General features: G+C 42.5%; 18 protein-coding genes. 8 read left to right on the top strand and 10 right to left on the bottom strand.

Annotated features, from left to right (window positions below):
- The first annotated feature begins 33 nt into the window (after nucleotides 1-33).
- From GNIT_RS02990 to GNIT_RS03000, 3 genes are all read left to right on the top strand, one after another.
- A complete protein-coding gene (locus GNIT_RS02990) occupies nucleotides 34-1,332 on the top strand; it encodes an adenylosuccinate synthase (RefSeq protein ID WP_014107656.1) in 1,299 nt (432 codons plus the stop codon).
- 236 nt (nucleotides 1,333-1,568) lie between these two features.
- Complete coding sequence (locus GNIT_RS02995) at nucleotides 1,569-2,978, top strand: aldehyde dehydrogenase family protein (protein WP_014107657.1); 1,410 nt, start codon at nucleotides 1,569-1,571, stop codon at nucleotides 2,976-2,978.
- 9 nt (nucleotides 2,979-2,987) lie between these two features.
- Complete coding sequence (locus GNIT_RS03000) at nucleotides 2,988-3,404, top strand: VOC family protein (protein ID WP_014107658.1); 417 nt, start codon at nucleotides 2,988-2,990, stop codon at nucleotides 3,402-3,404.
- Nucleotides 3,405-3,472: 68 nt separating this feature from the next.
- Here GNIT_RS03000 and GNIT_RS03005 read toward each other — a convergent pair whose 3' ends face one another.
- Both GNIT_RS03005 and pbp4b read right to left on the bottom strand, forming a co-directional pair.
- A complete protein-coding gene (locus tag GNIT_RS03005) occupies nucleotides 3,473-4,849 on the bottom strand; it encodes a Na+/H+ antiporter NhaC family protein (RefSeq protein ID WP_014107659.1) in 1,377 nt (458 codons plus the stop codon).
- A 10-nt stretch (nucleotides 4,850-4,859) separates the two neighbouring features.
- Entirely contained in the window at nucleotides 4,860-7,403 is a 2,544-nt protein-coding gene (gene pbp4b / locus GNIT_RS03010) for a penicillin binding protein PBP4B (protein ID WP_014107660.1), read from the bottom strand.
- A gap of 302 nt (nucleotides 7,404-7,705) precedes the next feature.
- Between pbp4b and GNIT_RS03015 the strand changes: the two genes are divergently transcribed.
- Nucleotides 7,706-7,936: a DUF2789 domain-containing protein gene (locus tag GNIT_RS03015; protein ID WP_014107661.1), complete on the top strand. Its 231-nt coding sequence runs from the start codon at nucleotides 7,706-7,708 to the stop codon at nucleotides 7,934-7,936.
- A 42-nt stretch (nucleotides 7,937-7,978) separates the two neighbouring features.
- Here GNIT_RS03015 and GNIT_RS17610 read toward each other — a convergent pair whose 3' ends face one another.
- From GNIT_RS17610 to GNIT_RS03040, 5 genes are all read right to left on the bottom strand, one after another.
- Nucleotides 7,979-9,613, bottom strand: coding sequence for a GGDEF domain-containing protein (locus GNIT_RS17610; protein ID WP_014107662.1), 1,635 nt, complete (start codon nucleotides 9,611-9,613; stop codon nucleotides 7,979-7,981).
- Complete coding sequence (locus GNIT_RS03025; protein WP_014107663.1) at nucleotides 9,610-11,169, bottom strand: bifunctional metallophosphatase/5'-nucleotidase; 1,560 nt, start codon at nucleotides 11,167-11,169, stop codon at nucleotides 9,610-9,612. The genes GNIT_RS17610 and GNIT_RS03025 overlap by 4 nt, the downstream gene beginning before the upstream one ends.
- Nucleotides 11,170-11,306: 137 nt before the next feature.
- On the bottom strand, nucleotides 11,307-12,653 hold the full coding sequence (locus GNIT_RS03030) for a M14 family zinc carboxypeptidase (RefSeq protein ID WP_014107664.1): 1,347 nt from the start codon (nucleotides 12,651-12,653) through the stop codon (nucleotides 11,307-11,309).
- Nucleotides 12,654-13,327: 674 nt separating this feature from the next.
- A complete protein-coding gene (gene murQ, locus GNIT_RS03035) occupies nucleotides 13,328-14,248 on the bottom strand; it encodes an N-acetylmuramic acid 6-phosphate etherase (protein ID WP_014107665.1) in 921 nt (306 codons plus the stop codon).
- On the bottom strand, nucleotides 14,245-15,819 hold the full coding sequence (locus GNIT_RS03040) for a sodium:solute symporter (protein WP_014107666.1): 1,575 nt from the start codon (nucleotides 15,817-15,819) through the stop codon (nucleotides 14,245-14,247). The genes murQ and GNIT_RS03040 overlap by 4 nt, the downstream gene beginning before the upstream one ends.
- A 179-nt stretch (nucleotides 15,820-15,998) precedes the next feature.
- On the opposite strand from GNIT_RS03040, the gene alr reads away from it, so the two are divergent.
- Both alr and GNIT_RS03050 read left to right on the top strand, forming a co-directional pair.
- Entirely contained in the window at nucleotides 15,999-17,078 is a 1,080-nt protein-coding gene (alr, locus tag GNIT_RS03045; protein WP_014107667.1) for an alanine racemase, read from the top strand.
- Nucleotides 17,075-17,995, top strand: coding sequence for a glucosamine kinase nucleotide-binding domain-containing protein (locus GNIT_RS03050; RefSeq protein WP_014107668.1), 921 nt, complete (start codon nucleotides 17,075-17,077; stop codon nucleotides 17,993-17,995). Before alr ends, GNIT_RS03050 begins: the two co-directional genes overlap by 4 nt.
- Nucleotides 17,996-18,013: 18 nt before the next feature.
- On the opposite strand, the gene GNIT_RS03055 is transcribed toward GNIT_RS03050, so the two are convergent.
- The 3 genes from GNIT_RS03055 to fre form a co-directional block, all read right to left on the bottom strand.
- A complete protein-coding gene (locus GNIT_RS03055) occupies nucleotides 18,014-18,817 on the bottom strand; it encodes a substrate-binding periplasmic protein (RefSeq protein WP_014107669.1) in 804 nt (267 codons plus the stop codon).
- Between the two features lie 114 nt (nucleotides 18,818-18,931).
- A complete protein-coding gene (locus GNIT_RS03060) occupies nucleotides 18,932-20,374 on the bottom strand; it encodes a M28 family metallopeptidase (protein ID WP_014107670.1) in 1,443 nt (480 codons plus the stop codon).
- A 240-nt stretch (nucleotides 20,375-20,614) separates the two neighbouring features.
- Nucleotides 20,615-21,310, bottom strand: coding sequence for an NAD(P)H-flavin reductase (gene fre, locus GNIT_RS03065; protein WP_014107671.1), 696 nt, complete (start codon nucleotides 21,308-21,310; stop codon nucleotides 20,615-20,617).
- 431 nt (nucleotides 21,311-21,741) lie between these two features.
- Between fre and GNIT_RS03070 the strand changes: the two genes are divergently transcribed.
- Both GNIT_RS03070 and rnr read left to right on the top strand, forming a co-directional pair.
- On the top strand, nucleotides 21,742-22,323 hold the full coding sequence (locus GNIT_RS03070; RefSeq protein WP_041246599.1) for a tetratricopeptide repeat protein: 582 nt from the start codon (nucleotides 21,742-21,744) through the stop codon (nucleotides 22,321-22,323).
- A 149-nt stretch (nucleotides 22,324-22,472) separates the two neighbouring features.
- Nucleotides 22,473-24,893, top strand: coding sequence for a ribonuclease R (gene rnr, locus GNIT_RS03075; RefSeq protein WP_014107673.1), 2,421 nt, complete (start codon nucleotides 22,473-22,475; stop codon nucleotides 24,891-24,893).
- Nucleotide 24,894 lies beyond the last annotated feature (1 nt).

Consider the following 24,894-nt stretch of genomic DNA (forward strand, 5'->3'; position numbering starts at 1 on the left):
AATCTCCGCCTAATTTCCTGATATATACCTCTCATGGCTAAAAATGTTGTAGTACTCGGCACCCAATGGGGTGACGAAGGAAAAGGTAAGGTCGTTGATCTTCTTACTGACCAAGCTTCTTTTGTTGTTCGCTACCAAGGCGGACATAACGCAGGGCACACGCTCGTTATCGACGGCGAAAAGACGGTACTTCACTTAATTCCATCTGGTATTTTGCGTGAAAACGTAAAGTGCGTGATTGGAAACGGTGTTGTATTGAGTCCCGAAGCTCTGCTTACTGAAATGGCAATGCTTGAAGAGCGCGGTGTGCCCGTCAAAGAGCGATTAGTGATCAGTGAAGCTTGTCCTCTTATTCTGCCTTTCCACATTGCGTTGGACATTGCACGAGAAAAAGCTCGCGGCAATAAAGCTATCGGTACTACCGGTCGTGGTATTGGTCCAGCATACGAAGATAAAGTGTCGCGCCGAGGATTGCGCGTCGGTGATCTTTTCAATCCTGAAGATTTCGCGATCAAATTAAAAGAAGTGCTCAGCTATCACAACTTTATGCTCACTGAGTATTATAAAGTTGAAGCTGTTGACTACGATACCGTGCTAGAGCAAGCGCTTTCAGTGGCTGATCTTTTGAAGTCGATGGTTGTTGACGTGACTGACTTGCTCGAAACTGCTAGACAAAATAAACAGTCTATTATGTTTGAAGGTGCACAAGGTACATTGCTCGATATTGATCACGGCACCTACCCATATGTGACTTCCTCTAATACAACGGTAGGCGGCGTCTGCACCGGTGCTGGTTTCGGTCCACGCAATATCGATTATGTTTTGGGTATTGTCAAAGCCTACACAACCCGCGTCGGCTCAGGCCCTTTCCCAACAGAGTTAGATTGTGAAGTTGGCCAGCACCTAGGTGTGAAAGGTCACGAATTTGGCGCCACAACAGGACGTAAACGTCGCACTGGTTGGTTTGATGCAGTTGCCATACGTCGTGCCGTGCAGTTGAATTCGATTTCAGGCTTTTGTTTAACTAAACTTGACGTGCTAGACGGTTTGGAAACATTGCGTCTCTGCGTTGGTTATAAGGACGCTGCGGGTAATGTCAGCAAAATACCACCTCTAGCCGCTGAAGGTTACGATTTGGTTACTCCAGTGTATGAAGATATGCCAGGTTGGTCTGACAATACCTACGGAGTGACAACTTACGAAGGTCTTCCGGTTGCTGCTCAAAACTATATTAAGCGTATAGAAGAGTTGTCCGGAGTTCCTGTTGATATCATTTCAACTGGACCAGACCGTAAAGATACAATGGTTTTGCGCCACCCCTATGCGGAATAAACCATTTATCAGAACCGTCGTATAAACGGACGGTGATGTTGATTTTGAATGACTAAAAAATGCTGACAATACGTCGGCATTTTTTTTAAATGCAGATTTCACGTTAATCAATAAATAGGGCTATAGGCTCTACTAAACGAAGGGTAAAGGCATCTCTGCTACTTGCTTTACTTAAACGCTTTGCTAGGCTGTAGATAACGCCCGAATAATTGACACTATTTTTGAGAGCATAATTAATGCAAGACGTATCAGCTACTTTTCAGCAAGCGCAAATTGCGACCTACAACACAACGAATATCGATGAGTTGAAGCGCACTTTCGCCTCCGGTCGGACAAAGTCATATGAATGGAGAGTAGAGCAATTAAACGCTTTAACGCTCTTAATTGAAGAGAATAGTAGTGATATTATTGAGGCGCTCCATGCTGACCTAGGTAAATGTAAAACAGAGGCTTGGTTAACTGAAATTGGTTATTCTACTGCTAGCATTACAGACACAGTAAAACGCCTTAAGTCTTGGATGAAGCCAAATAAAATCAGTACACCAATGATAGCGCAACCCGGCAAAAGCTATACAATCAACGAACCACTCGGCGTTGCACTTATCATTGGTGCTTGGAATTATCCTTTTCAATTAGTCATTACACCGCTTATTGCCGCTATTGCGGCGGGTAACTGTGCGGTAATTAAGCCTTCAGAGTTATCACTAACGACGTCAGCACTACTCGCTAAGCTTGTGCCTAAATACCTTGATAACGCAGCAATCAAGGTTGTTGAAGGCGGCAAAGACGAAACCACAGAGTTACTAGCACAACCCTTCGATAAGTATTTTTATACAGGGGGAGAGCAGGTAGGGCGTATAGTAATGACGGCTGCCGCTAAGCATTTAGCTTCAGTAACACTAGAGTTGGGCGGTAAGAGCCCGTGCGTGGTAGATGGAGACACAAACCTAGACGTTGCAATTCGTCGGATAGTCTGGGGGAAGTGGATGAACGCCGGGCAAACCTGTGTTGCACCTGACTATGTTTTAATTGAAGAAGAATATTTGACTGACTTTAGCCAACGTTTAATTGCCGAAATTAAGAAGCAATATGGCAAAGAGCCCTCGCAATCAAAAGATTATGGAAGAATAATTAATCAACGGCATTGCTCCCGATTAATTAATTACCTAGACGGTCAAAACGTTATTCACGGTGGTAAGCATAAGCTAGATGATAAATTTATTGAGCCTACCGTGGTGGTGCAGCCCTCAGTTGATTCAGCTTTGATGCAGGAAGAGATTTTTGGGCCAATCTTGCCGATTGTTACCTTTAAATCGAAGCAGAAAATGCTCGATTTTATTACATCGCGACCAAAACCCTTAGCTGCTTATGTGTTTACCTCAAATGCAAAGTTTGAGGCAGACTTTGTTGAGCAAATTAGCGCGGGCTCGGTGTGTGTAAACGATACCAGTATTTTTATGGCGAATCATGATTTACCCTTTGGCGGTGTAGGTACCAGTGGAATGGGGCAGTACCATGGTAAAGCCGGTTTTGATATTTTTAGTCACACTAAATCTGTTATGAAACGCAGTTACAAATTTGATGCTCCAATACGATATGCGCCTTTTAGCAAATTGAAGCTCATGTTACTCAAAAAGTTCTCATAGGATTAATATATGCCAGCACCTTTTCACTTAGCTATACCGGTAACCAATTTAGCAGATGCAGAAGCCTTTTATGGCACTCTTATGGGGTGCGAACAAGGTCGTCGTTCCGAACATTGGATAGATTGGAATTTTTTCGGTCATCAACTAGTCACTCATCTAGTTGCCGAGATGCCAACAGCACCTGCGCCAAACCAAGTTGACTCGAAAGCGGTACCGGTGCCTCATTTTGGTGTTGTTTTAAACATGGAAGAATGGACGGTGCTTGCTGAAAAGCTAAGCACTGCTAAGCAAAGCTTTGTAATTGAACCCTATATTCGCTTTGCAGGGAAGGTAGGCGAGCAGGGGACTTTCTTTTTACTCGATCCCGCGGGTAACGCGCTTGAGTTTAAAGGTTTTGCTGACGAGTCTCAGATATTTGCAAAATAATTTTGCAAAAAGCATTTATTCATAAAAAGTGCAAAAAGCTAAACCTTTTTTATCATCCTCTGCAAATACTAGAACAGTATTTGCAGGCTCAAAAGCATGTACGCAATAATTGTTATGCCACCGACAAATAATGCATAGGGCATCTGCGTTTTAACATGGCTGAGTAAGTCGCAACCTGCGGCCAGAGACGATATTGCTGTTGTATCCGAAATGGGCGAGCAATGGTCACCAAAAATGCCACCGCCTAATATTGCCGCTAACACCAATGATGGCGGTAAACCTAGAGTTTCAACCAAAGGCATGCCAATAGGGATGAGAATAGCAAAGGTGCCCCATGATGTACCTGTTGTAAACGACATTATCCCGCCGGCAATAAACAACATCGGGACAACCAACATCAACGGTAAGTTTTCACCAACTAAACCCGACACAAAAATACCCGTTCCAAGAGCTTTCAGACTCGTTCCCAAAGCGATAGAGAGTAACACTATGGTAACCAAGGGCAGTAATTCGCCCATGCCGTTGAAGCCAATTTTAACCGACTGTTTATGCGTGAAGCGCTTGTGCCAAAGTAACTGAGCATAGGCAACAATACATGCTAAGAAAGTGGCATACAGCACCGACTTACTGCCGCTACCTTGGGTGATATCACCGTCGCCTGTTACGAACATGAAGGCGAACATACCGATTATCATGACGAATAGAGGTACTAGCATAAATCGAGATTTTGTCGCAGGGCTCGAATCTAACGAAGTATCTACAGACTCTAGAAGTTTTTCCGCTTCTTTCATCGGTCCGTGCACTCTGTCGAAGAAAATAGTGTAGGCAACGACCACTAGCGTTAACCATGCGTAAACGTTAAAAGGTAGGGTTCCCCATAATACAGCCAGTGGATCTTGACCTAAATCATAAGTGCTGATGAGGGCTAAAACATAGGCTCCCCAGCCGTTTAGTAAAATGAGAATACAAATGGGCGCGCAGGTTGAATCAATAATATAGGCTAGCCGTGCGCGACTCATTTTATACTTATCGAATAACCCGCGAGCAAATATACCCGCAGTTAACACACTCAAATTTGATTCAATGAAAATGGCGATACCAGTAAACATGGTAACCCCGCCGACGCGCTTTTTAGAATTGATAATGCCACTGCTTACCACACGGTTCACAGTCGCGCTAACGCCGCCAGAGTCTCGGATGAATGCAAGCAAAGCGCCAACCAGTAAGCTAAAAATAAGTATCTGTGTTGTGCCGTCAGAGGCTGCTGTTTCTACAATACGATCAATCGTATTAATCGGAGTACCAAGCCAAGAACCAGATGAAGTCGTGACTGTTAACAGCAACTCCGAGCAGAGTATGGCCAAAAACAAAGCAAGAATGACTTCCTTTTTCCAGATAACAACAGCAATTGCAATAACGGGTGGGAGGACAGTAAGCCATTCCATAATTTATTTCCTAGTTTCCATGTTGAAGCTGATTCTGTGCTTCGAATTCAATGAGTGCTTCATAAATCATACTCATGACGCTTCCAAATTTACCTGTTTCAAAACTATCAGCAGCAGTAACGGCACCTTCTTCTACTATGTTTACCTTTGAATGTTGTTTATTGGTCAATAAAATAATGGCCAAATCGAGGGTGGGGTCAATGACAACGGCAGTGCCTGCAGCGTCTTCGTGCCCATATGCAGAAGCACTGGCGTAAGAACTAAAAAGCCCTTTGTTAGCATCGCTGTTAGCGAGTTTCCAGCCTAGCCCAATGCTACTAGATTGCCCCGCAGGGCTTAAAAATTGAGACATTGTTGCCTGGCTAAATAACTTCACGTCGCCATATCCGCCGCCATTTAACAAAGTCTGACTCAATATGGCCAAGTCGTCGATATTTGAAAAAAGTCCTGCGTGACCTGATACTCCCTGCATTGAATAGAAAGCCTTTTCATCAGCCACTTCGCCCTGCAGAACATTCCTTCTTATATTAGGGAAATCAGCGTTGCTCGGCAGTGTGTTACCAAAGACCTCAGTCGCAGCAAAATCATCTTTGCTAAATCCTGCCTTCAATGGATTGAATGAAGTGTGCTTGAGCCCAAGTGGGGAGTATATTTTGTCTTGGCTATACTCATCCAAAGGCATACCACTTACCCGCTCCACTAAAAGACCAAGCAACATAAAGTTTGTTTCACTGTACTGCTGTGTGCTGCCTGCAAAAGAGTCAAAAGGCAAAGCGGTAAGCAGTAAGCGACTTGTTTTTATCTTATTTTGAGAATAAAAATACTCGCCATATTTGTTATCGGGTCTATAAAGCTCAAGTGTGTCTGCGTAACCTGATGCTTGCGCCAGCAAGTCTTTTACTCTGATTACTTCTCGCCCACTGCCGCGGTATTCGGGGATATAATATTGAAGAGGCTTGTAAAGATCTATTGTGCCATCGCTCACGAGTTGCATAATAGCAAGGCTCGTGGCGAACACTTGTGTATTTGAATAGAGGTCAAACATATGCTCCGGCGTCATCCTTTGAGCCTCTAACTGTTTATCTTCTATTTGGCTAGTCTGTGTCAGTAAGTCGCCATTAGCGATGTATTTTTTTGCATAACCATAGCTGCTTCTTTTTATTATTTTACCTTTGTGTACGACGGCCAGCGTCGCCCCTGGGAAGCCATTTTTTACTTTGTCGTTAATCAGGCGATCTACTTTCTGAAACAGTGGCTCGTAAGGCTTCACGTCGTCGGCTAGTGTAGGGTAAGGAATACTAACTTTGATCGTAGCACCCTGCGGTTGGATGTTGGCCACGCGCAGGCTATTGAGACCATCCACAGTGCGTTTGTGGATAGACACTTTGTTAGCCTGAAGCTGCTTAAATTCATCTAAACCAAGTTTCTGTCCATTAATAAATATATCTGCAGACTTCGCACCATCAGTTTCAATGATGAGCTCCCCTCTACCTTTATACGCCTTGAATAAATCTCGATTGCGAACTTCATTCGGTGTTTGATATGCAGGGTCTGGAAACACCTTCGATAGCTGATATTGCTGCACCAAATCTATTCTCTGCGGTTGCTTCATTTGCGCTGTTAGCACTTCTGATTGATAAATATTATTCAACTGTACATAGCTTGTTGGAAAATATTTTTCGAGTAACGCAAACACCGCAGCAGCCGTCTGATTATTGAGTTCTCCAGTAACTTGCCAAGGCACAAAGTGCATTTGAAATGCACTCAAAGTATCAATAGTTTGCTGGTCCATTCTGCCCGTTGCCACAATATCGTAGCCGTAGGTGCCTAAAGCTTTTTGAATCAGTCCCAAGCTAGGTGATGTTTGATTAAAGGCCAGCCAGTGATGCATTAAGCTGTCATTTTCATACCAAGCACCAATGCCTTCTTTATATAGTCGATACCAAGGGAACTTCGGACCTGGGTCATTTTTTCGTGCTGGAGCGATATCTGAATGGCCAATAACAGCCGTGGGTTCAATATCAGGGTTTCTAGCGAGTATTTCTTTGCTTAATTTGATTAATAGCTGTATTTGTTTTTCTTCAAATTCTGGAAAAACACACAAATCTCGATTTTTTTCTGCTCCCATTATTTCTGGGATCACGGCTTGAGCTGATGCATCAACGGGCCAATCCTCCTGACAAGAAGGCGTGTTAACAATTTCAATACCAATACTGTGGTCGTTGAGGCCCGAACGGCCTTGCCAATAACTAATACCAGCGTGCCATGCGCGCTGATTTTCGTCGACCAATTGAAAAACTTTAGGAACGCGGTAGGGGTAACTCGGATCGTCTGCTTTGGGAATTAAGTAATGTGAGCTAACGTTGCCTTCTGCAACTAGCGCATCAACTGACTCTTGATAATTTACTGCGGTAAAGTGCATGACTAGGGACTTAACGCGATAGCTATAGTTTTTGGACTGCATCATCTCAACATCAGAGATGCTTGAGCAAGCCACTAAAAAAACAGTGCTAGCGAAAAGGGAAGCCTGCGCTAGCCTTGTCCAATTTGGCATTATCTTTCCTTTAAGAACGTATTGGTTTTATTGCAGCGGAATATGTTTCATTACTTCCATGATGCTTTTTATCAGAGAACTTTGTAAACAATTTACTCGGCTTTCGACGCTGCAGTCTACATAAATAGATAGAATATACATATCTACAGTCAATGTTGCCTAGTATAACCTGCTTTATGGCAAAATTAACAAGGTAAGGTTCAGAAGAAGACACTCGACATTCATCAAAAGCGCTATCTTTGCCTCGAGTTTATCTATTTTATGCTAAGCTTAAATGGAATTGAATTTAACAGGAGTCAAAAATGTATACGCCAATTCACTCTATTAGCTCTTTGTTTGAGCAGCTAGGTTTAGGAAGTTCAGAGAAGGAAATGAATGCTTTTATTGTTGCTAACTCCCCATTGCCTGCCAAGGTAAAACTGCACGATGCAGACTTTTGGAACACGTCGCAGAAAACGTTTTTGCGTCAAATGAAACAAGAGGACGCAGATTGGGCAGAAATAGTCGACCAGTTGGACGCAATGTTACGTTAATCGCTTTTCTTTAGGGAAATCATTGAACACTGGCGATTGAGTTTACTTTAAGGAAAAATTCCCAGAATTGAAATGAGAAAAGCAACTCCGATTCCGTCCCTGTGCTTTGGCCTGATATAGGGCTTTATCGGCTTCCAATATCAATATTTCCTTGGTCAAATCGCTGTTGTGGTTGAATGTCAATGTTGATGCACCAAGGCTTATCGTCACATAGTCGTTTATTGTGCTCTTCACATGCGGTATTTTTAGTTCTTCAATTGCGTATCGCAACGTCTCACAGATCACGTTTGCTGCTTCTGCGCCTGTATTTGGCAGAATGCATATGAACTCTTCACCGCCGAATCGGCCACAAAAATCAGATTGCCTTAATAAGGTTTTGTTCAACTCACTGGCTACTAATCGTAAACAGGCATCGCCGCCGGCATGACCATAGTGATCGTTATATAACTTGAAGTAGTCAACGTCTATTAATATGACGGTAACCGCCCATTTGTTTCTCATAGCCAACTCTATGGTTTCAGATAGTTTACGCTCAAATGCACGGCGGTTTGGAATGCCCGTTAGGGGATCGGTAAGCGTCATATTTAGCAATGCACTTTCTTGTTCTTTAACACGTTCCAAGTACAAAGAAAAAGTGTCGGCGAGTCTCGCTATCTCGTCGTTACCGTCAATGTTGATAACAGCTTCCGGTGTTTTAGAAGCAACAGAAACCTGCGACGACAGCGAGACCAAGCGCAAGACAATACGTTGATGCAAATAGTAGATAATTCCGAGGGTTAAAAAGACCGCAAAAACACCCGATATGATGGTCAGTTTTGAGTACTGAGCTGCTAACTCGTTAACTTTTTTAGCATCCTCCATACTCTCTTTGTTCATAACATATGCCTGATATTGCAAGTTGCTAGCGACATCCGCTATCAGGTTTCGAACAAAATTATCTCTTCCCCGCGTTCTGCCATCAATGCGAAGTGATTGAACTTTCTGGTTTATCAAACCTTCGGTGCCGAATAATAGTCTTTCCAAGGGCTTTATAAGTATTGTATTGTCTAATTTTCTCTCAACTAATTTGTTCTTTAATTTCATTGTTAGTGAGTTTAAGGCCAATTCAATTTGTCTAATTTCATGGAGTCTATTTTGTTCGCTGATTTTAACGCTGAGCAATAAGACTTCTACCAACATATTTTCAATTTCATTGCTATTTTCAATCAACCGAATACTCGCGAAAAGTCTCTGTAGGTTGGTATTGAGCGCGTCCTTTTTGTCATTCAGTAATCGTTGAAATATTATTCTTTGTTTCACTAAGCCGTCTAGCTCATTTATCTCTTTGGTGAGCGTCGCAAGTTGTGTAGGCAAGTACTGACGGTCAGTAGCATCATTTAACATCGACTCGTTTATGCTGACTAGACTACTATCAATGGTTTGTCGCGCTAGCTGTTGGGCTGGACTATTTTGCGAACTTGCCAAAATCGAAGTCAATGTTGCAAGATTCTGTATTTGCGTATTAAGTGAAGCAGCATAAGAAATTTTGGGGATAGTAGAGTTAGTCAGATCCGCTAGTATTTTACCCAATTCAGTTAATCGAATGGTCGAAAATAGAACGACAATAATAAACAGTGCGACAATACCCAACTGAGCATAGGTAAATAACTTAATTGTATGTCGTGAATTGGACTTCAATTTTTATTACCTTTGTTATTTTGTTGTGCAACATCAACAATTCTGTTGTCTATTTTACTGCTAAGTTTCCCTTTTAGCCTAATGTCCCGCTGTACTAAGTCTGAAATTAAAATATTTTTTAATACAATAGAGTCTTTCATTTGGCTACCCAGAGCCAAAGGTGTATAGCCGTCTCCGCCCTCGAATAGATAGTTGGTTGTTGCTAAGGTGTAAGTTTGCTCTGGTATTATTTTATTCCCATTCACTAAGACTGACACAAGCCTTTCTCCGGGTTTGGCATCTGAATCAAATGTTAGGCGCATGCCTGAAATATGAGGGAATGTTCCTGTTAGTTCATCTAAACCTGATAAGCCAATTTCCAGAGCTTCTACTATATATTTCCCTTTAATTGAGATGACATTGAGTGCAGAACGAAATGGGAGCTCATTTGCTATTGTTCTTCTTGTAATTTCGGCATTTTGCTCATAGGTGGTGTCTCCCCGAATACTGCCACCGTTTATAATTGCAATGTCTGTTGCTGTAAGGCTGCGCATGGCATCTACAATGTAATTTGCAAAAAGATTTTCACTTGATCTAACGATGTCGCGTTGAGTCGTAAATTTTCCGTCCCAATAGCCAATCCTATCGTCTAACAGCCGGTCTAGCCTCAGTTGATAGGCATTAACTTGAGCCTGAACGGTTAGATCAGGCGGCATGTTTGCGAGTGTGATAAGTTCTGATGACAATATGTCTAATTGCGGGCTAAAGCCTACTGTCGCGACAACTGCCTGACCAGCTTCGTTAATCGAAAGCAGCCTAGGGTGTGTATTTAAAGCTTTTTTATCAACGTAGCTAGTGCTGGAGTTAAATGCAAAATCAATATCTCTACTCTCAAGTAGCTGTGGTACGAAATCAAAAGGGTAGAAGTAATGTAAAAGCACGATATCAGCGCCTGCATCACGCAAAGCTTTTGCTTTTGTCTTAATGGTCGTAAGGGGGTCTTTAACGATGACGTTCTTTAGCAGATATTCGTATATTAGTCGCTCATTAACGATGGAAATAAACCCTAATTTTATAGCGCCTTTGGTAATGATCACTTGATCGACAAGACCATCTGGGGTTAAACCAATACGTTGATCAATGATATTACTAGCGACCATTGGAAACGCAGCTTCGTAGGAGCGCAGCGACAGTTCATCTTCAAAGTAACTAAATTCACGTTTTGCGACGCCCATTGCATCAGGCTCAAGGCTATTCAATATATCAATAATATGAGAGCCGCGATCGAGGTTGGAAAGTGCACTAGGCCCAACAGAGCCCCCGCCAAATATAAAGAATGTTGTTTTTTTACTCTCTCTTTGCTGCGACACCAAGTGCTGCAATTCAGCGTATTTGCCGGAGCGAGGATTTGATATGTCGGGCATTCCAGCAGCAAATACGATAACTGCTTCTTTTGTATCGTCGGCAATTGCGGCGCTGCTTAACAACGAGATGCTAGTTAACGATATGACGGATAGCGCAAAATTAAATGGAGCCTTATTGAAGAAGAGTGAAACAATAGCAATAATTTTTTTCATAGCGTTAATTATGTGTGAGGGGCTCAAGTCAATTCAGAGCTGCGCAAGGAATACGCTGCCTTTTCCGATATATTAGCATAACTTAGCGGTTTTACATGTGTAGATTAATGTATGGGTATAGATAGAGTCTTAGTTTCTTACAGCGCCACTAACTCGCCCATTATGAACGCAAATTTACGTTCACCGTGCTTACATAAGAAGCCAGCAGGGATGACGCCTTTCATCATTTTTAGGTCGTCGTGCCAATACTTTGGATTTTCGATCACAGTATAATCCGAGTGGTTGTCGATTAAGAGGGGGTCACCAACAAAGTGGCTGAACCCACTTTTGAGCAGAGAGATGTAGCTTTCATTGGTTAAGCATATCTCTTCACTTAATAAATATGACCGCCCCGGATCGTATAGGTAGCCCGAGGCCTCAATAGTTTCAAGACCGTAATGTTCGTGCAAATCACCAATATCAGCGACAAAAAATGACTTTTCAAAGCGATCATATTTTCGCACCGCAATATCTGTGGTGAAGCTGTTGTTGGCGAACCCTAAGTTTTTTATTAATAAGTCACAAAGTTGATATTCCCGGTTTTCAGGAATTTGCCAATATCGTTCTTCCAATTCTTTTATTGTCTTATCGTCAGTCCAACTTGCTTCATCGCAAAGCATATCTAGGGCATGCAGCAAGGTAAAAACGTTCATTGATCGCGCAACTTGACGATTAGGGTCATTTGGGTAATGTCCCGATTCGATGAGTATGGTACTAATACCGCGTTCTGCGATTTTATCGCCGAATGAGCGAGCAGAATACTCGTCATCATAGCGAGCAATATTATCGGGCAAGAAAGGCTTAGCTTGAAGTTGCAGTTCAGCAATCAACGCCATCGCTTTTTGTCGAGCAGGATCAATCGTCTTTTTGGAATTAAATGCGGGAGCCAAAAATGCAAGCGTGGAAGACTTGCCATCTGTGCCACAGCGATAATAGTCGTGCTGATCATGCAGGTTAAATGCAAAATGTGGCTGTGTTTTCGTCACTAATGTATCTAGCGCTCTGCCTTCAGGTGTTTGCAAGGCCATTGCATCTCGGTTTATGTCTATACCTTGTGCATTTTCCCGCGTTCCAACTTGGGCACCGTCAGGATTTAACATGGGAATAATGTGTATTGTCAGCAGGCTTTGCCAATCTGCGTTTATTGAGGTGACCAGTTCTGCACTGAGTAGGTGAATAACGTCTAAGACGGCAGCTGTAGCAGTAGACTCATCACCATGCATTTGCGTCCACATGACTACTGTTTTAGGGCCAAACCCTAAGGTTAGGCAATTGAGTGCTTGGCCAGAAAAAGAGTGTCCTATAACAGTTTTGTTAACCATGTCGCGAGAAGATAACTCATCAACTATTGCAATGATATCCTCGGGTATTAACTGCTGTTTATCGAGATTTGTTACACGATTTTCATAAAGTGATTGAAGCTCGGTAGAGAAAAGTATATCCATCAGTGGACCGTTACTCCCTTAATTGATTTTATACTATAGGCCAATTACTGAATTTAATGCAACTGAAATGATAAGAGGTGAATGTAAAGAACGCGAATAAGATAAAAAGCATTTAACGATAAAGCAGCTCTCCCGTCATGTAATGCGATTAGTGAACATAGGTATAAAACTTGTACAGACATCTTGTGCATCAAACACTATTATCTCATCGTCGATTGGATTTCTACAGTTGAATTTTTTGTAGGATCTGTAGGTATAACAATTGAAAAACATCTTTTTAGATTGTAAGTAAGAAGCAAATTTTTCCTGCGCACTCTATTCGGTAAATTAGAGATTTTAGGCTTGAAAAATACAACTTTTCTACCCATGTCGTTTATCAATGTGACAAGTCACGTCCCTAATTTTTGAACGACGTTTGCTGATAAAAAATATGACATTTTTCTTTTGTAATTTAAACGAAAATTTGAGGAGTTATTAAAGTACTAATGTGACTTTTTGTGTCGCTATTGTCTTAATATACTGGTGTTCATGCTTTTTTGTTGTTTAAATAGTAATCAATCAAAAAGCGCGACGATGCATTATAGTTTGTTCTGCGTAGAAATTTTTTCACTGAAATAGCTAATATTGGAAGTTAAATTAGCTTTCCTAAACGACTTTATCCTCTCTTTTATAGACTAAAATTCATTCAAAGCTTTACGTAAAAAGCCATCGTTGTTCTTCAATAAACTTTTGCATGTAGTTATGTCACTATTAGTAAGTACATATAGTATTGCAAGCTTTGCATTGTTGTTTGAAATTGCTAGGGCATTAACCGCAACGTCTTCTTCGCATTCGCTTGCTTGCATGACAATACGTATAGCTCTAGCAACTAATTTTTCATTTGTTGCATTCACATCGACCATTAAATTCTTATAGGTTTTGCCCAATTTGATCATACTCGCAGTGCTGATCATATTTAGGATAAGCTTTTGTGCAGTACCTGATTTCATTCGCGTTGAGCCCGTTAACACTTCAGGCCCTACATTTGCACAAATGCCAATATCCGCAATGTGCATCAGCGGTGCGTTTGGATTGCACACAATACAGGCTGTTGTGGCTTGAATAGACTTTGCGTAGTTCAAAGCACCAATAACGTATGGTGTACGACCACTCGCGGCTAATCCAATTAACATATCGTGTTGATTAAAGTCTATATTTTGAAGATCACGCTGAGCTGCTTGCATATCGTCTTCAGCACCCTCTACAGCATTTATTAATGCGGTTTCACCGCCAGCGATAATACCTATCACGACATTGTCCGAAACACTAAACGTTGGTCTACATTCAACTGCGTCTAATATACCGAGTCGACCACTCGTTCCAGCGCCAATGTATATAAGACGCCCGCCCTCTTTTAAGCGCAAAACAGCAGCATCGACAACATTAGCAATTGCAGGAATAGCATCAGCTACAGCTCCTGCAACTAAGGCGTCTTGGTGATTTATACAATGCAAAGCGTCTTTCGTACTCATTAAATCTATTTGCTCGCTCGCCAGATTTATTCCTTCGGATGGGATCTGACCTAACTCTTTTAGTATGTCATGCGTTTTCGTCACATTTTGTCCTTTATTGCATTGGTGTTGCCGAGTAAACACACCGAGGTGGCGACAAACGTAGCTATCATAAGCTGCCACGAGAAGCCTAAACTAAATTGATATTCAACTGGGAGATATAAACTCATGATATAAGGCTGCATCAGCACAGGTATCAGAAAGCCAATGATTAGTGCGGCTAATATAGATAGAGGTGATCCGCGGTTGCTAAACAGAGCAGTGAAATAAACGCCAAGCAAGCCGCTGTAAGAAAAAATCATGACGCTCAGCGCAAATGCTAACAATGGCATATCGCTGTGTTGCTGCCAGTAAAAGCACAAGGCGGCCATTAGGCTCAGTGCAATAGCAACCACAATCATGCTAATTCTACCGGCTTTCACCATATGTGTGTCTGATAGCGTTTTGCCATTTTTAAGCAAAATTCCACGATATATATCTTGCACAGCAACTGAAGACATTGAGTTAAGTCCTGAGTTGAGAGTTGACAATGCAGCCGCGATAATACCAATGGTGACCACCGCCTTTATGCCGTTTGGCAAATCAGTAAGCACGTAATACATAAAGATCGTCACAGTTTGCCCAACAAACTCTGGCGTGGGTGCGTCACCATTAGCGATACTTTGACTCATAAGGTCAGGGCGCTGGTAATAAATATAGAGAAGCATGCCAATGATGACGAAAATAAGCACAACGGGAATACCCATTATGATCGAGGAGGTTAGTGCTTTAGTGGCTTCTTTGGAATCTTTACAGGTTAACATGCGTTGTGTGACGTCTTGATCCATGCCAAAAGCCGCAATGTTCAACAATACGAAGCCGGTGATGACGGACCAAAACCCAAAAACACCGGAAGGCGAAAAATCCAGAGAGAAATCAATTAAGGTAAGTTTTGACTGTGAACCATCTGTAGGCGTTTGTAATGCATTGATAATAGTACTGAAGTCGGATGGGATGCTATAGAGTAAGTAACCAAGCACTAATAGGGCTGCTGAAATATACACGATACACTGAATAACATCGCTGTATATAACCGTACGAATACCACCGTACACGGTATATAAGAGCCCAACGGTAGCAATTAGCGTGATTGAAATCATGACGCTTGAAGCTTCTATGTTGCCAAACAATATCATGGCAATAGCGATGGCCGCCATATACAGCCTCGCGCCACTTGCAAATAAGCGACCCACTAAATAAACAGTGCCTGCCTGATATTTAGCTTGATCACCAAAGCGTTGAGCAAGGAGTTCATAAACGGTGAACACTTTAAACTTATAAAATTTGGGCAGTAAAAACTTTGCGACAAAAATGGCGGCAATAAAGCCAGCAATATTGGTGGCTAAATAAGTAAGGTCCCCTCGATAGCCTTGGTCAGGTCCACCTAAAAACGTTGCGGCACTTTGCGAGGTGGCTAGCACTGATATAGCAACTACCCACATAGGCATCGACTTTCCACCTAGGAAATAGTCGTTTGAATTAGCAGCTTGCCGGTTATACAGCCAACCACTTACAATGAGAATCAGGCCGTAGCCTCCAAAAATGAGCCAGTCAATGGCGGAAAATTGATCAATCATAACGCTCTTATAGTTATTCTTCGGGGAATGTCTGCTTGTCAAAAGCTCGAAGCTGACATTTTTATCCATTCGCTTGATTTATCTTGCCATTAACCCATTAATCATGATGAAAAACAAGTTTCACTAGTTTACTATCGCAATACTTATTTGCTTGCACTGATTAATCGGAAGTTCATTTTTTGGCTAGACATACCCACGCAGCAATCGATCTCGATGCGTTAACACATAATTTTATGGCTATGAGCGAATGCTCTCCAAACAGCAAGCAGGTTGTTGTGGTGAAAGCAGACGCCTATGGCAACGGTGCTGTTGCGGTTGCGCTTTGCTTGCAAAACCACGCGGATATGTTTGCGGTTGCGTTTATTGATGAAGTCTTTGAACTTAGAGCAGCGGGAATAACGCAGCCAATACTGGTACTACAAGGACCACATCAAGAGCAAGAGTGTGAACTCACAAATACACTCAATGTAGTTTGGATGCTACATGCTGAGCAACAGTTAAATTGGATAAATAAACGTATAAAAAACAAGGAAATAAATAATCTTCATCATTGGGTAAAGTTTGACACCGGTATGCATCGCTTAGGCTTTATGCTCGAAGACTACGAGCGTTTGAGTGAGGATTACGCACATATATTTCACGCTGAAACCGTTGTCGCTACACATTTAGCAAGGGCCGATGAGCCTAATAATAAAGCCTCGCTGACAGCAATAGAGCAGTTTTTAAACGTCATGGTTGGTAGACACAATTGTTTATCTATTGCTAACTCTGCTGCAAACATTTGTTTGCCAGCGTCTGCAAAAACCTGGAATAGAATGGGAATATCCCTCTACGGTAGTTCTCCTTTTGAAAACGATGAAGTATTAGTTTCCCTGCAAACGGTGATGTCACTAAATAGCGAAGTCATTGCTATTCGCCATATCCCGGCGGGCGAGTCAGTTGGATACGGAGCAACATGGACAGCCCAACAGCCCTCAACTATTGCCACTGTTGCTATTGGTTATGCTGATGGCTATCCGAGGCATGCTCCAATTGGCACTCCCGCGCTTATCGATGGCCACGTAGCTAAACTCGTCGGTCGTGTTTCGATGGACATGCTGACGTTTGATGTGACCGATATCGATAATGTTGATATAGGCTCGCCAGTAGAACTATGGGGAAGAAACTTACCTATCAATCAGGTGGCTAAACACATTGGCACTATTGGTTATGAATTGATGACTCGTGTTTCCAAACGAGTGCCTAGGAAGCTCGTATGACGGACTATTTTGTTGGTGTTGATGCTGGAGGCACACACTGCAGAGCATCGCTCTATGACAGTACTGAAACAGTCATTGGAACTGGGCTTGCAGGCCCTGCAAATGTTTTTAATAACTTTACGGAGGCAATGCAGCAAATTGACATCGCTATTGATATAGCGTTTCACAGTGCAAAAATATCTATTGATAGAAAATCCCTGATTGTCGGTGCGGGTTGTGCTGGAGGGCAAACTGCACAGGCAAAGGAGGGTCTTAGTCGCCTCAATGTTCCTTATAAACGGCTGTTTATGACGAGTGATCTGCACGCAAGTTGCCTAGCAGCGAATAGTGGCGGTGACTGTGTCGTTCTGATTACCGGCACAGGCTCATCAATCGCGCATTGTCAAAATGGCCTAGTAACGCAATATGGGGGCCATGGTTTTATTCACGGTGATGACGCAAGTGGCGCTTGGCTTGGGTTGAGAGCGGTACAACTGTTATTGAAAAGCTTCGATAATCTGCTTGATGATGAAGAGTTCTGTAACGCAATAGCGCACGCTATCGGCATTGACTATACGAGCGGTATTAGCAATGCTGAAAAGTCGGCAAGCGTTGACCACATTCTACGGTATTTTAAAAATAAGCTAGCTGCAGACTATGCGCAACTTGCCCCTGTTATTATTGGTTTGTATCAGAATGGAAATTCAACAGCGAACACCCTCATTAATGAAGGTGCTGACTACTTATCCTCTGTATTAAGTTCGAATGCGCTTGGCGATGGCTTTCCTATATTTATCACGGGAGGCGTCTCGGGAAGCTATCAACCGCTGCTGCAGCAAAAAATGGGGAAACCTGTGCTCGCTATGCAAAGAGTCGCTCAAGATGGAGCGATGCTTTACGCAAAGTTGCAAATGAACTCGTCGCAAACATCAGGTTAGTTTGACCTATACGTATTCTTACCACTTTTCTAAAATATCGCTGTAAACACGGTCATCAAGTAGGCTTTCTCTGTTAAGGTCTTGTTTCAGTAATTCTGCATACTCGCCACTGCTTTTTAATGCCTCGATACCCTTTTCAAAAGACGCGATAATATCTTTAGCATCAGCGTAATCACGATGTATCGCTAAAGAGACATTGACTGAGATTAGAGATACTTTGGAAACATAAATTGGTTTCTGGCCGACACTTTTGAGCAATAGATTCATTTCATCTAACATCGCTTTGTCCACTAATAGGAAATCGACGCGTCGTTCTGAGAGTTGCTTGATATTGTCGAAAAACCAAGGGGACCGCGCCCACCGAATATCACGTTCGTCGCGCAGTTGATCAGTGTTGGCGAACCGATTCTCGACACCAACTCGTTCACGATACAGTTGTTCAAGCCTAATAATGCTTTCGGCTTTTTGATTTCGCGATACCACATGCAATTCCACTTGCATGTAAGGCAAAGAGTAGAGGTAATCATCTTTTTGGTCATTAAGAGAATAATGGTCAATGTAACCAGCAAACTTGCCTGATCTTAATCCGCTGCCCGACCAAGCTTGCGTTGTTGCTATTATTTGCGCTTTTTTATCGCCCAATGCGGCAGCAACAACGTCCATTTGACGAGCGGGTAATTTATGCTCGTCAATATAAGTAGCGACCTTGTTGCCTACAAGATTTAAGGTTTGCGCTTGAAGAGTGGTTGATAACAACATACTCGATACAACAAGCAGCACTGCCGCTGCCATTACTGCTTTGTGCGTGTTACTTATAAGCATGGAGACTTACCTTCTAAGCAAATAAGAAGTGGTGCTCGTACTGACAATTCATTGTTCATTTAATTACCTTTAAACCTTCATTAATGTAAGTACGAGTTTTCACTCTCATTTGGATTATTCTCCAAACGCACCTGCTGCACCAGGAAATACTACGGGGCTTTCAAAACCGTCTTCGCTAACGCTAGCAACTCCAAAGAAATAATTATCAATAACAACATTCTCAAGTGTTGCTGTAGTTACGTTACCTACATACTTGCTGTACTGCCACTGTGGTGCATCTGTTAATCGCCAATATATCTTGTAGCCCTTTAAATGTGGGTTGCTTGGCGTTGTATCAGCATCTGCATGAGGTTTCCAGCTTAGGGTCGTTGAAGCTTGCACTGCGCCAGAAATACTGACATCTGCTGGTGGATTTGGTGCGTTAGCCATGCCGGCTAGTGAAACTGCATTGAGCGCAGTTAACTTTGCTGCATAGTCGAAATTGACGCCTTCGATAGTATCACCATAAACGATGCCATTTTCGGTGCGCAAGTCCTGATGCTGTCTGTCATAATGTTCGTTTGTTTCCATAATGCGAACGCCAGGAAAGCCGAGGTCATTGAATGGACGATGATGTCCGCCGCGTCTGAAGCGGTCTAAACGATAAACCACCATTGTATCTAAATTTTCAATGTAGCGGTCAGCCATGAAGTCGATATAGCGCGCCAAATTTCGGCTTGGGCTATCAACTTCGCCGCCTGTAAAGCGACGATATGTTGCTTCGTCTGCAGTTTCAGTATTTCTTGTTCCTTCTGCGAATATTCTGGCTGTTGTGTTGTTAATAACGCCGTTAATACCTTCGATGTTACCGATCATGTCGTTATTCAACACCGCTTTTAAACGCCAGTTGTTAGCTTTTGCATATTCTGCAAGTATTTGTCCACCGAACAAACCTTGTTCTTCACCGGCTAATGCAGCATATACGATGCTACCTTCAAATTTGTGTTTGCTCAATACTCTAGCTGCTTCTAAGGTACCGGCAACGCCCGATGCGTTGTCGTTAGCGCCAGGAGAGTCAGATGTACTGTCCATCACATCGGACACCCGAGAATCAATATCACCACTCATCATGACATACCTATTGGAGTCTGTAGTGCCTTTTTGAATCGCGATAACGCTGACAACTTCGGTTGAATCTGGAATACGTCGTTCACCAGAAATAACTTTTGCTTGAAAAAACACTTCCAAACAGCCGCCGCATTCCGCCGAGATCTTTTCAAACTCTTCCTTAATCCATCGTCGCGCCGCACCGATGCCGCGTGTTTCTGATTCTGTTTCTGAGAGGGTGTGTCGCGTACCAAATCCAACCAAAGTGCGAATATCTTGTTCAATTCGGTCTGCTGAAACGTCCTTTGCTATTTCGTGTAAAAGAGCTTGGTCAGTGTAACTAACCATATTGGTGGGAGTTTGTTGTGCATGCGCAACGCCGCTATCCACAAGCAGCGAGGATGAAAAAACGAGCAAACTACAGGCGATAGCCTTGTTGATCTTGCCCAGTGAATAAGTTGATTTACGCATACAATGTCCTTAGCTATTTACTTTAAAAAATGGTTATAAAAACAATCGTTACTAAGATAGTGTTTGTTTTGTAAAGCTACTAAAATCCTAGCATTCCGAAAACAATGTTCATCGAACTAAATCTATCTGAAAAAGTGGCCATTAAATCCAAATCTAAGACCTGGCGTATTGCAATCAGTAACGAACTGCAGCATAAATCGCTTAAGAAACAGTTCAGTTCGTTCATGATTTTACTAATTTTTATATAAAGGCGTAGGCGTCGCCGAACAATTCAGTTTTGTTGAGCCCGTTGGCGCAAAATTCATCCCGAATGGTCGCTGACATTTCGAAACGACCTGCTGTATAGACCTGTAAAGCTGAAAAGTCGATAATATCTTTCATTACCGCTTTATGAACCCAACCAGTGTGCCCCGTCCAGTCATCGTTTGGATGTTCGACCACCGGAATGAACGTAAAGTGTGGATGGGTAATACTCATCGCTTCCAATTCACTAGACTCATATAAGTCATTAAGCGATTTAGCCCCCCAATACAAAGTTAGCTCTCTGTGCGGCTGATTTTCAATACAATCTATAACAATTGATTTTGCATAAGAATAGCCAGTGCCGCCGGCAACAACAATTGCTGGCGAACTTGATTCTCGCAAATATGCATTACCTAAAGGAGCTTCAACAATCAATTTACCCTCTTCTTTACATTTCGCCAATACTTCGAAAGCATAGCTATTTGCGGGGTCAGCACCTATATGCAGCTCAATTTTATTTGATGAACTAGGCGCGTTTGCAATAGAAAAAGGACGTTTATCATTTTCACCCATTACTACTTGAAGGTATTGACCCGCTTTAAACTCAAGAGGGAACTCGGGAGTCAATACTACTTTGTGCACAATTGAAGTCTGCGCTTCAATCGATTCAACCGTGCAATTAATCACTTTCATGAAAGTCCTTTATTAAATCGTTAACTTATTATGTGCATTGCTTACTTACTAGATGGTCTATTAATCAGCCAGTTCATCCCAGATGCAATAAATCTGAGTTTTTAAATACGCTTTTTATGAGAAATTAACGTGTAAGCGCACAGTGACTAGTAATAACTATCAAGATTAATAGCAATTAACTTAATCACTAAAGTCTACCAAAAAATAACACAAGCTGATATTTCATTCTTCGTATTTTGGTGACGTGCTTATTACTGCCTAAACATATGCATTGATCAAACAAGAGAATTAAAAACACCAAAACAAGGTTTTTTATAGTTTGCTACTATTGCTGTTAGCTAATTTGCCGATAGCTACTTAGCAGCTTAAATATCGCAAGGTCAGGAGTCTTCGTGTTCAAATTTTCGATTTTCATTACTATTTTTATCACTATGATTGGCACTACTGAGGCTCAGCAATTAGAAGCTGTGCAAATTTACAGTCAAGACGACCTGATTAAAATGATCAATAAAAACCAGCACTTGGAGCGAGTAGTCTCTGATCGTTGTCAGTTAGTTCAGGACATCGAGGCCAGAGCCGAAGTGCTCAGAGTACCTGCTTATCAATTCCTGTGGGGCGACATGCTTGCTTGGGGTGTATGCGTAGATGCAGAACCCGAGCGCGGCGTTTATTACATGCGGGAAGCCGCAGCGCAAGGTTTAGCAGCTGCGTTAGAACAGTTAGGCCGCTATCATTCTATTGGGAAACTAGTACAAGAAGATAAGAAAAGAGCAGTTATTTATTTGCGAGAAGCATCTGCATTAGGAAACTTAAAAGCTCAACTACAGCTGGCAGAATTGTTTATTGATGGTTATGGCAGTCCATACGATTTTGAAGATCTCTATCATTGGCTTTATAACGCGATAACCGATGATAGCCGAACGCACCAGCGTATAGCCATGTACATGGGTGAATTAGAGTCCCTAATGCACCCTAAAGCTGTGCGAGATGCGCGTAAACCGATGATTAATTAGTTGTAGTCATCGATAGACGAATTTAGTTAGGGGACAACATAAAGCATCCTGTAAAAAAAACGCTTAATTTATGAGCAAACATTAATTGTCACAGACTTGCAACAAAAACCTTGTTATAATACTCGCGAATTTAACAACGAAAAGAATGAATGTCAGAAGATCCGCATTACTCAAGAGAAAAAGAAAAATACGAAAACCCGGTAGCAAGCCGAGAATTTCTACTCGAAACACTTTCCAACGCTACTAAAGCCCTTTCCTTTTTAGAAATCTGCAATATTGTCAACGCGACAGATGAAGATGCCAGAATTGGTATTCAGCGGCGCCTGCGTGCTATGGAGCGCGAAGGGCAGGTGGCTTTCACACGCGACAAAAAATATGAAGTACAAAAAGCTGAAGCGCTAATCAGAGGCCGAGTTATTGGCCATCGCGATGGCTATGGCTTTTTAAAGCACTCCGATACAGAAAAAGACTTATTTATCCACCAAGGTCAAATGCAAACACTCTTGCACGACGATATTGTAGAGGGTGTAATGGGCGGTGCAGACAGAAGAGGGCGTGCAGAATTCCGTCCGAATCGAGTCCTAGAACCAAGAAAAGAACCGATTGTAGGTCGTTTTTTTATGGAAGAAGGCGTCTCTATCGTTATTCCAGATGATAACCGCATTTCGCACGAAATTATTATTCCACCAGAAGGTAGGAATGGTGCCAGACAAGGTCATGTCGTTATTGTAGAAATTACCCAACGCCCGCGCAGACAAGTTAATGCCATTGGTAAAATACTAGAGGTACTGGGTGAGCATATGGCCCCAGGCATGGAAATTGAAATGGCCTTGCGTAATTTTGATATCCCGCACAACTGGCCGAAAGGCGTTTTGAAGCAGGTTGAAGGTTTGTCGGAGGAAGTGCCAGAGCAGTCCAAAGAAGGTCGTGTTGATTTACGACAATTACCTTTAATGACTATTGATGGTGAAGATGCCAGAGATTTTGACGACGCCGTTTATTGTCAGCCCAACGACGATGGTTCATGGCAACTATGGGTGGCGATTGCTGACGTTAGTTCCTATGTCAAAACCGGCACCGCTCTTGACAGCGAAGCTCAAAATCGTGCGACTTCTGTGTATTTCCCTGAAAAAGTAATACCCATGCTGCCTGAAGTTCTGTCTAACGGATTATGCTCTCTCAACCCAGATGTTGACAGACTGTGTATGGTTTGTGAAATGACTATTTCTGCAGGCGGAAAATTAGGTGAATATCAGTTTTATGAAGCAGTAATGCGTTCTCATGCTCGCCTTACCTACAATAAAGTATGGGGAATTCTGAAGGGAGATGAAGTCTTACTCAAACGTTATGAGCAGCATGTTCCTCACTTGATGAACCTCAATAACTTGTTTAAAGCGCTGAAAAAAGCGCGTCAAGGTCGCGGTGCCATTGAGTTTGAAACGATTGAAAGCAAATTTGTTTTTAACGCACAACGAAAAATTTCTCATATCATTGCGGTAGAGCGCAATGAAGCGCACATGTTAATTGAAGAATGCATGATTATGGCAAACGTATGTGCAGCGGAATTCTTGGAGAAAAACAAAGCCGAAGCTCTGTTCCGCGTGCATGACAAGCCAGATGAAGATCGCCTAACTACGTTCAAAACGTATCTGTCAGAAATCGGCATTCCTTTTACCGTGAGTGAAGAACCTACGCCAGCTGACTTCACGAGTGTCATGAAAAAAATCCAACATCGACCCGACAAAGAACTTATCCAGACGATGCTTCTTCGCTCCATGAAGCAAGCGGTTTATTCGCCAGATAACGTTGGGCATTTTGGTTTAGCACTAAACGCATATGCACACTTTACGTCGCCTATACGTCGCTATCCGGATTTGGTGGTCCACCGAGCAATTAAAGCAATTGTCGATAAACAAAATCAACGTAAATCGAGAACCGGTGGAAAAGCTTATTCGGCGGAGGAAGTCGAACAGTTAGGTGAACAATGTTCAATGGCAGAGCGCCGAGCAGATGATGCTACGAGAGATGTGTCTGATTGGTTAAAATGTGAGTTTATGCAAGATCACGTTGGCGATGTTTTTGACGGCGTGATTGCATCGGTGACGAACTTTGGTCTGTTTGTACGTATTACAGAGTTCCAAATTGATGGTCTAGTGCACATTACCTCACTAGCAAGCGATTACTATCAATACGATGACCAAAAGCAATGCTTAGTAGGGGAAAGCTCAGGAGTTATATTCAGGTTGGGCGATGAGGTTAAGATTAAAGTTGCGGGCGTTAACCTTGATGAGCGAAAAATTGACTTGCTTATTGATGGTGTAACAAGCAGCCGCGGCAAAGTGAAAGCACCACGCAAGCGCAGCGGTAAAGGTAAAGCTGGCGGTAAAGGCAAAAACGGGTCTTCTACTAAGGTAGATGGAACTCAAGGTAAGGGCTCAAAGGATAAAGCGGCCAAAGACAGCGCTTCTGCAAATGATAAACCGCCTTCGAAGCGCAAGCCTGCAGGCAGAAAAAGACCAGGTCCGGCGTCTAAAGCTAGAAAATCATCAAAAAATAAGAAGCAGACATAAA

This window comes from Glaciecola nitratireducens FR1064 (assembly GCF_000226565.1).
Taxonomy (GTDB): domain Bacteria; phylum Pseudomonadota; class Gammaproteobacteria; order Enterobacterales; family Alteromonadaceae; genus Glaciecola; species Glaciecola nitratireducens.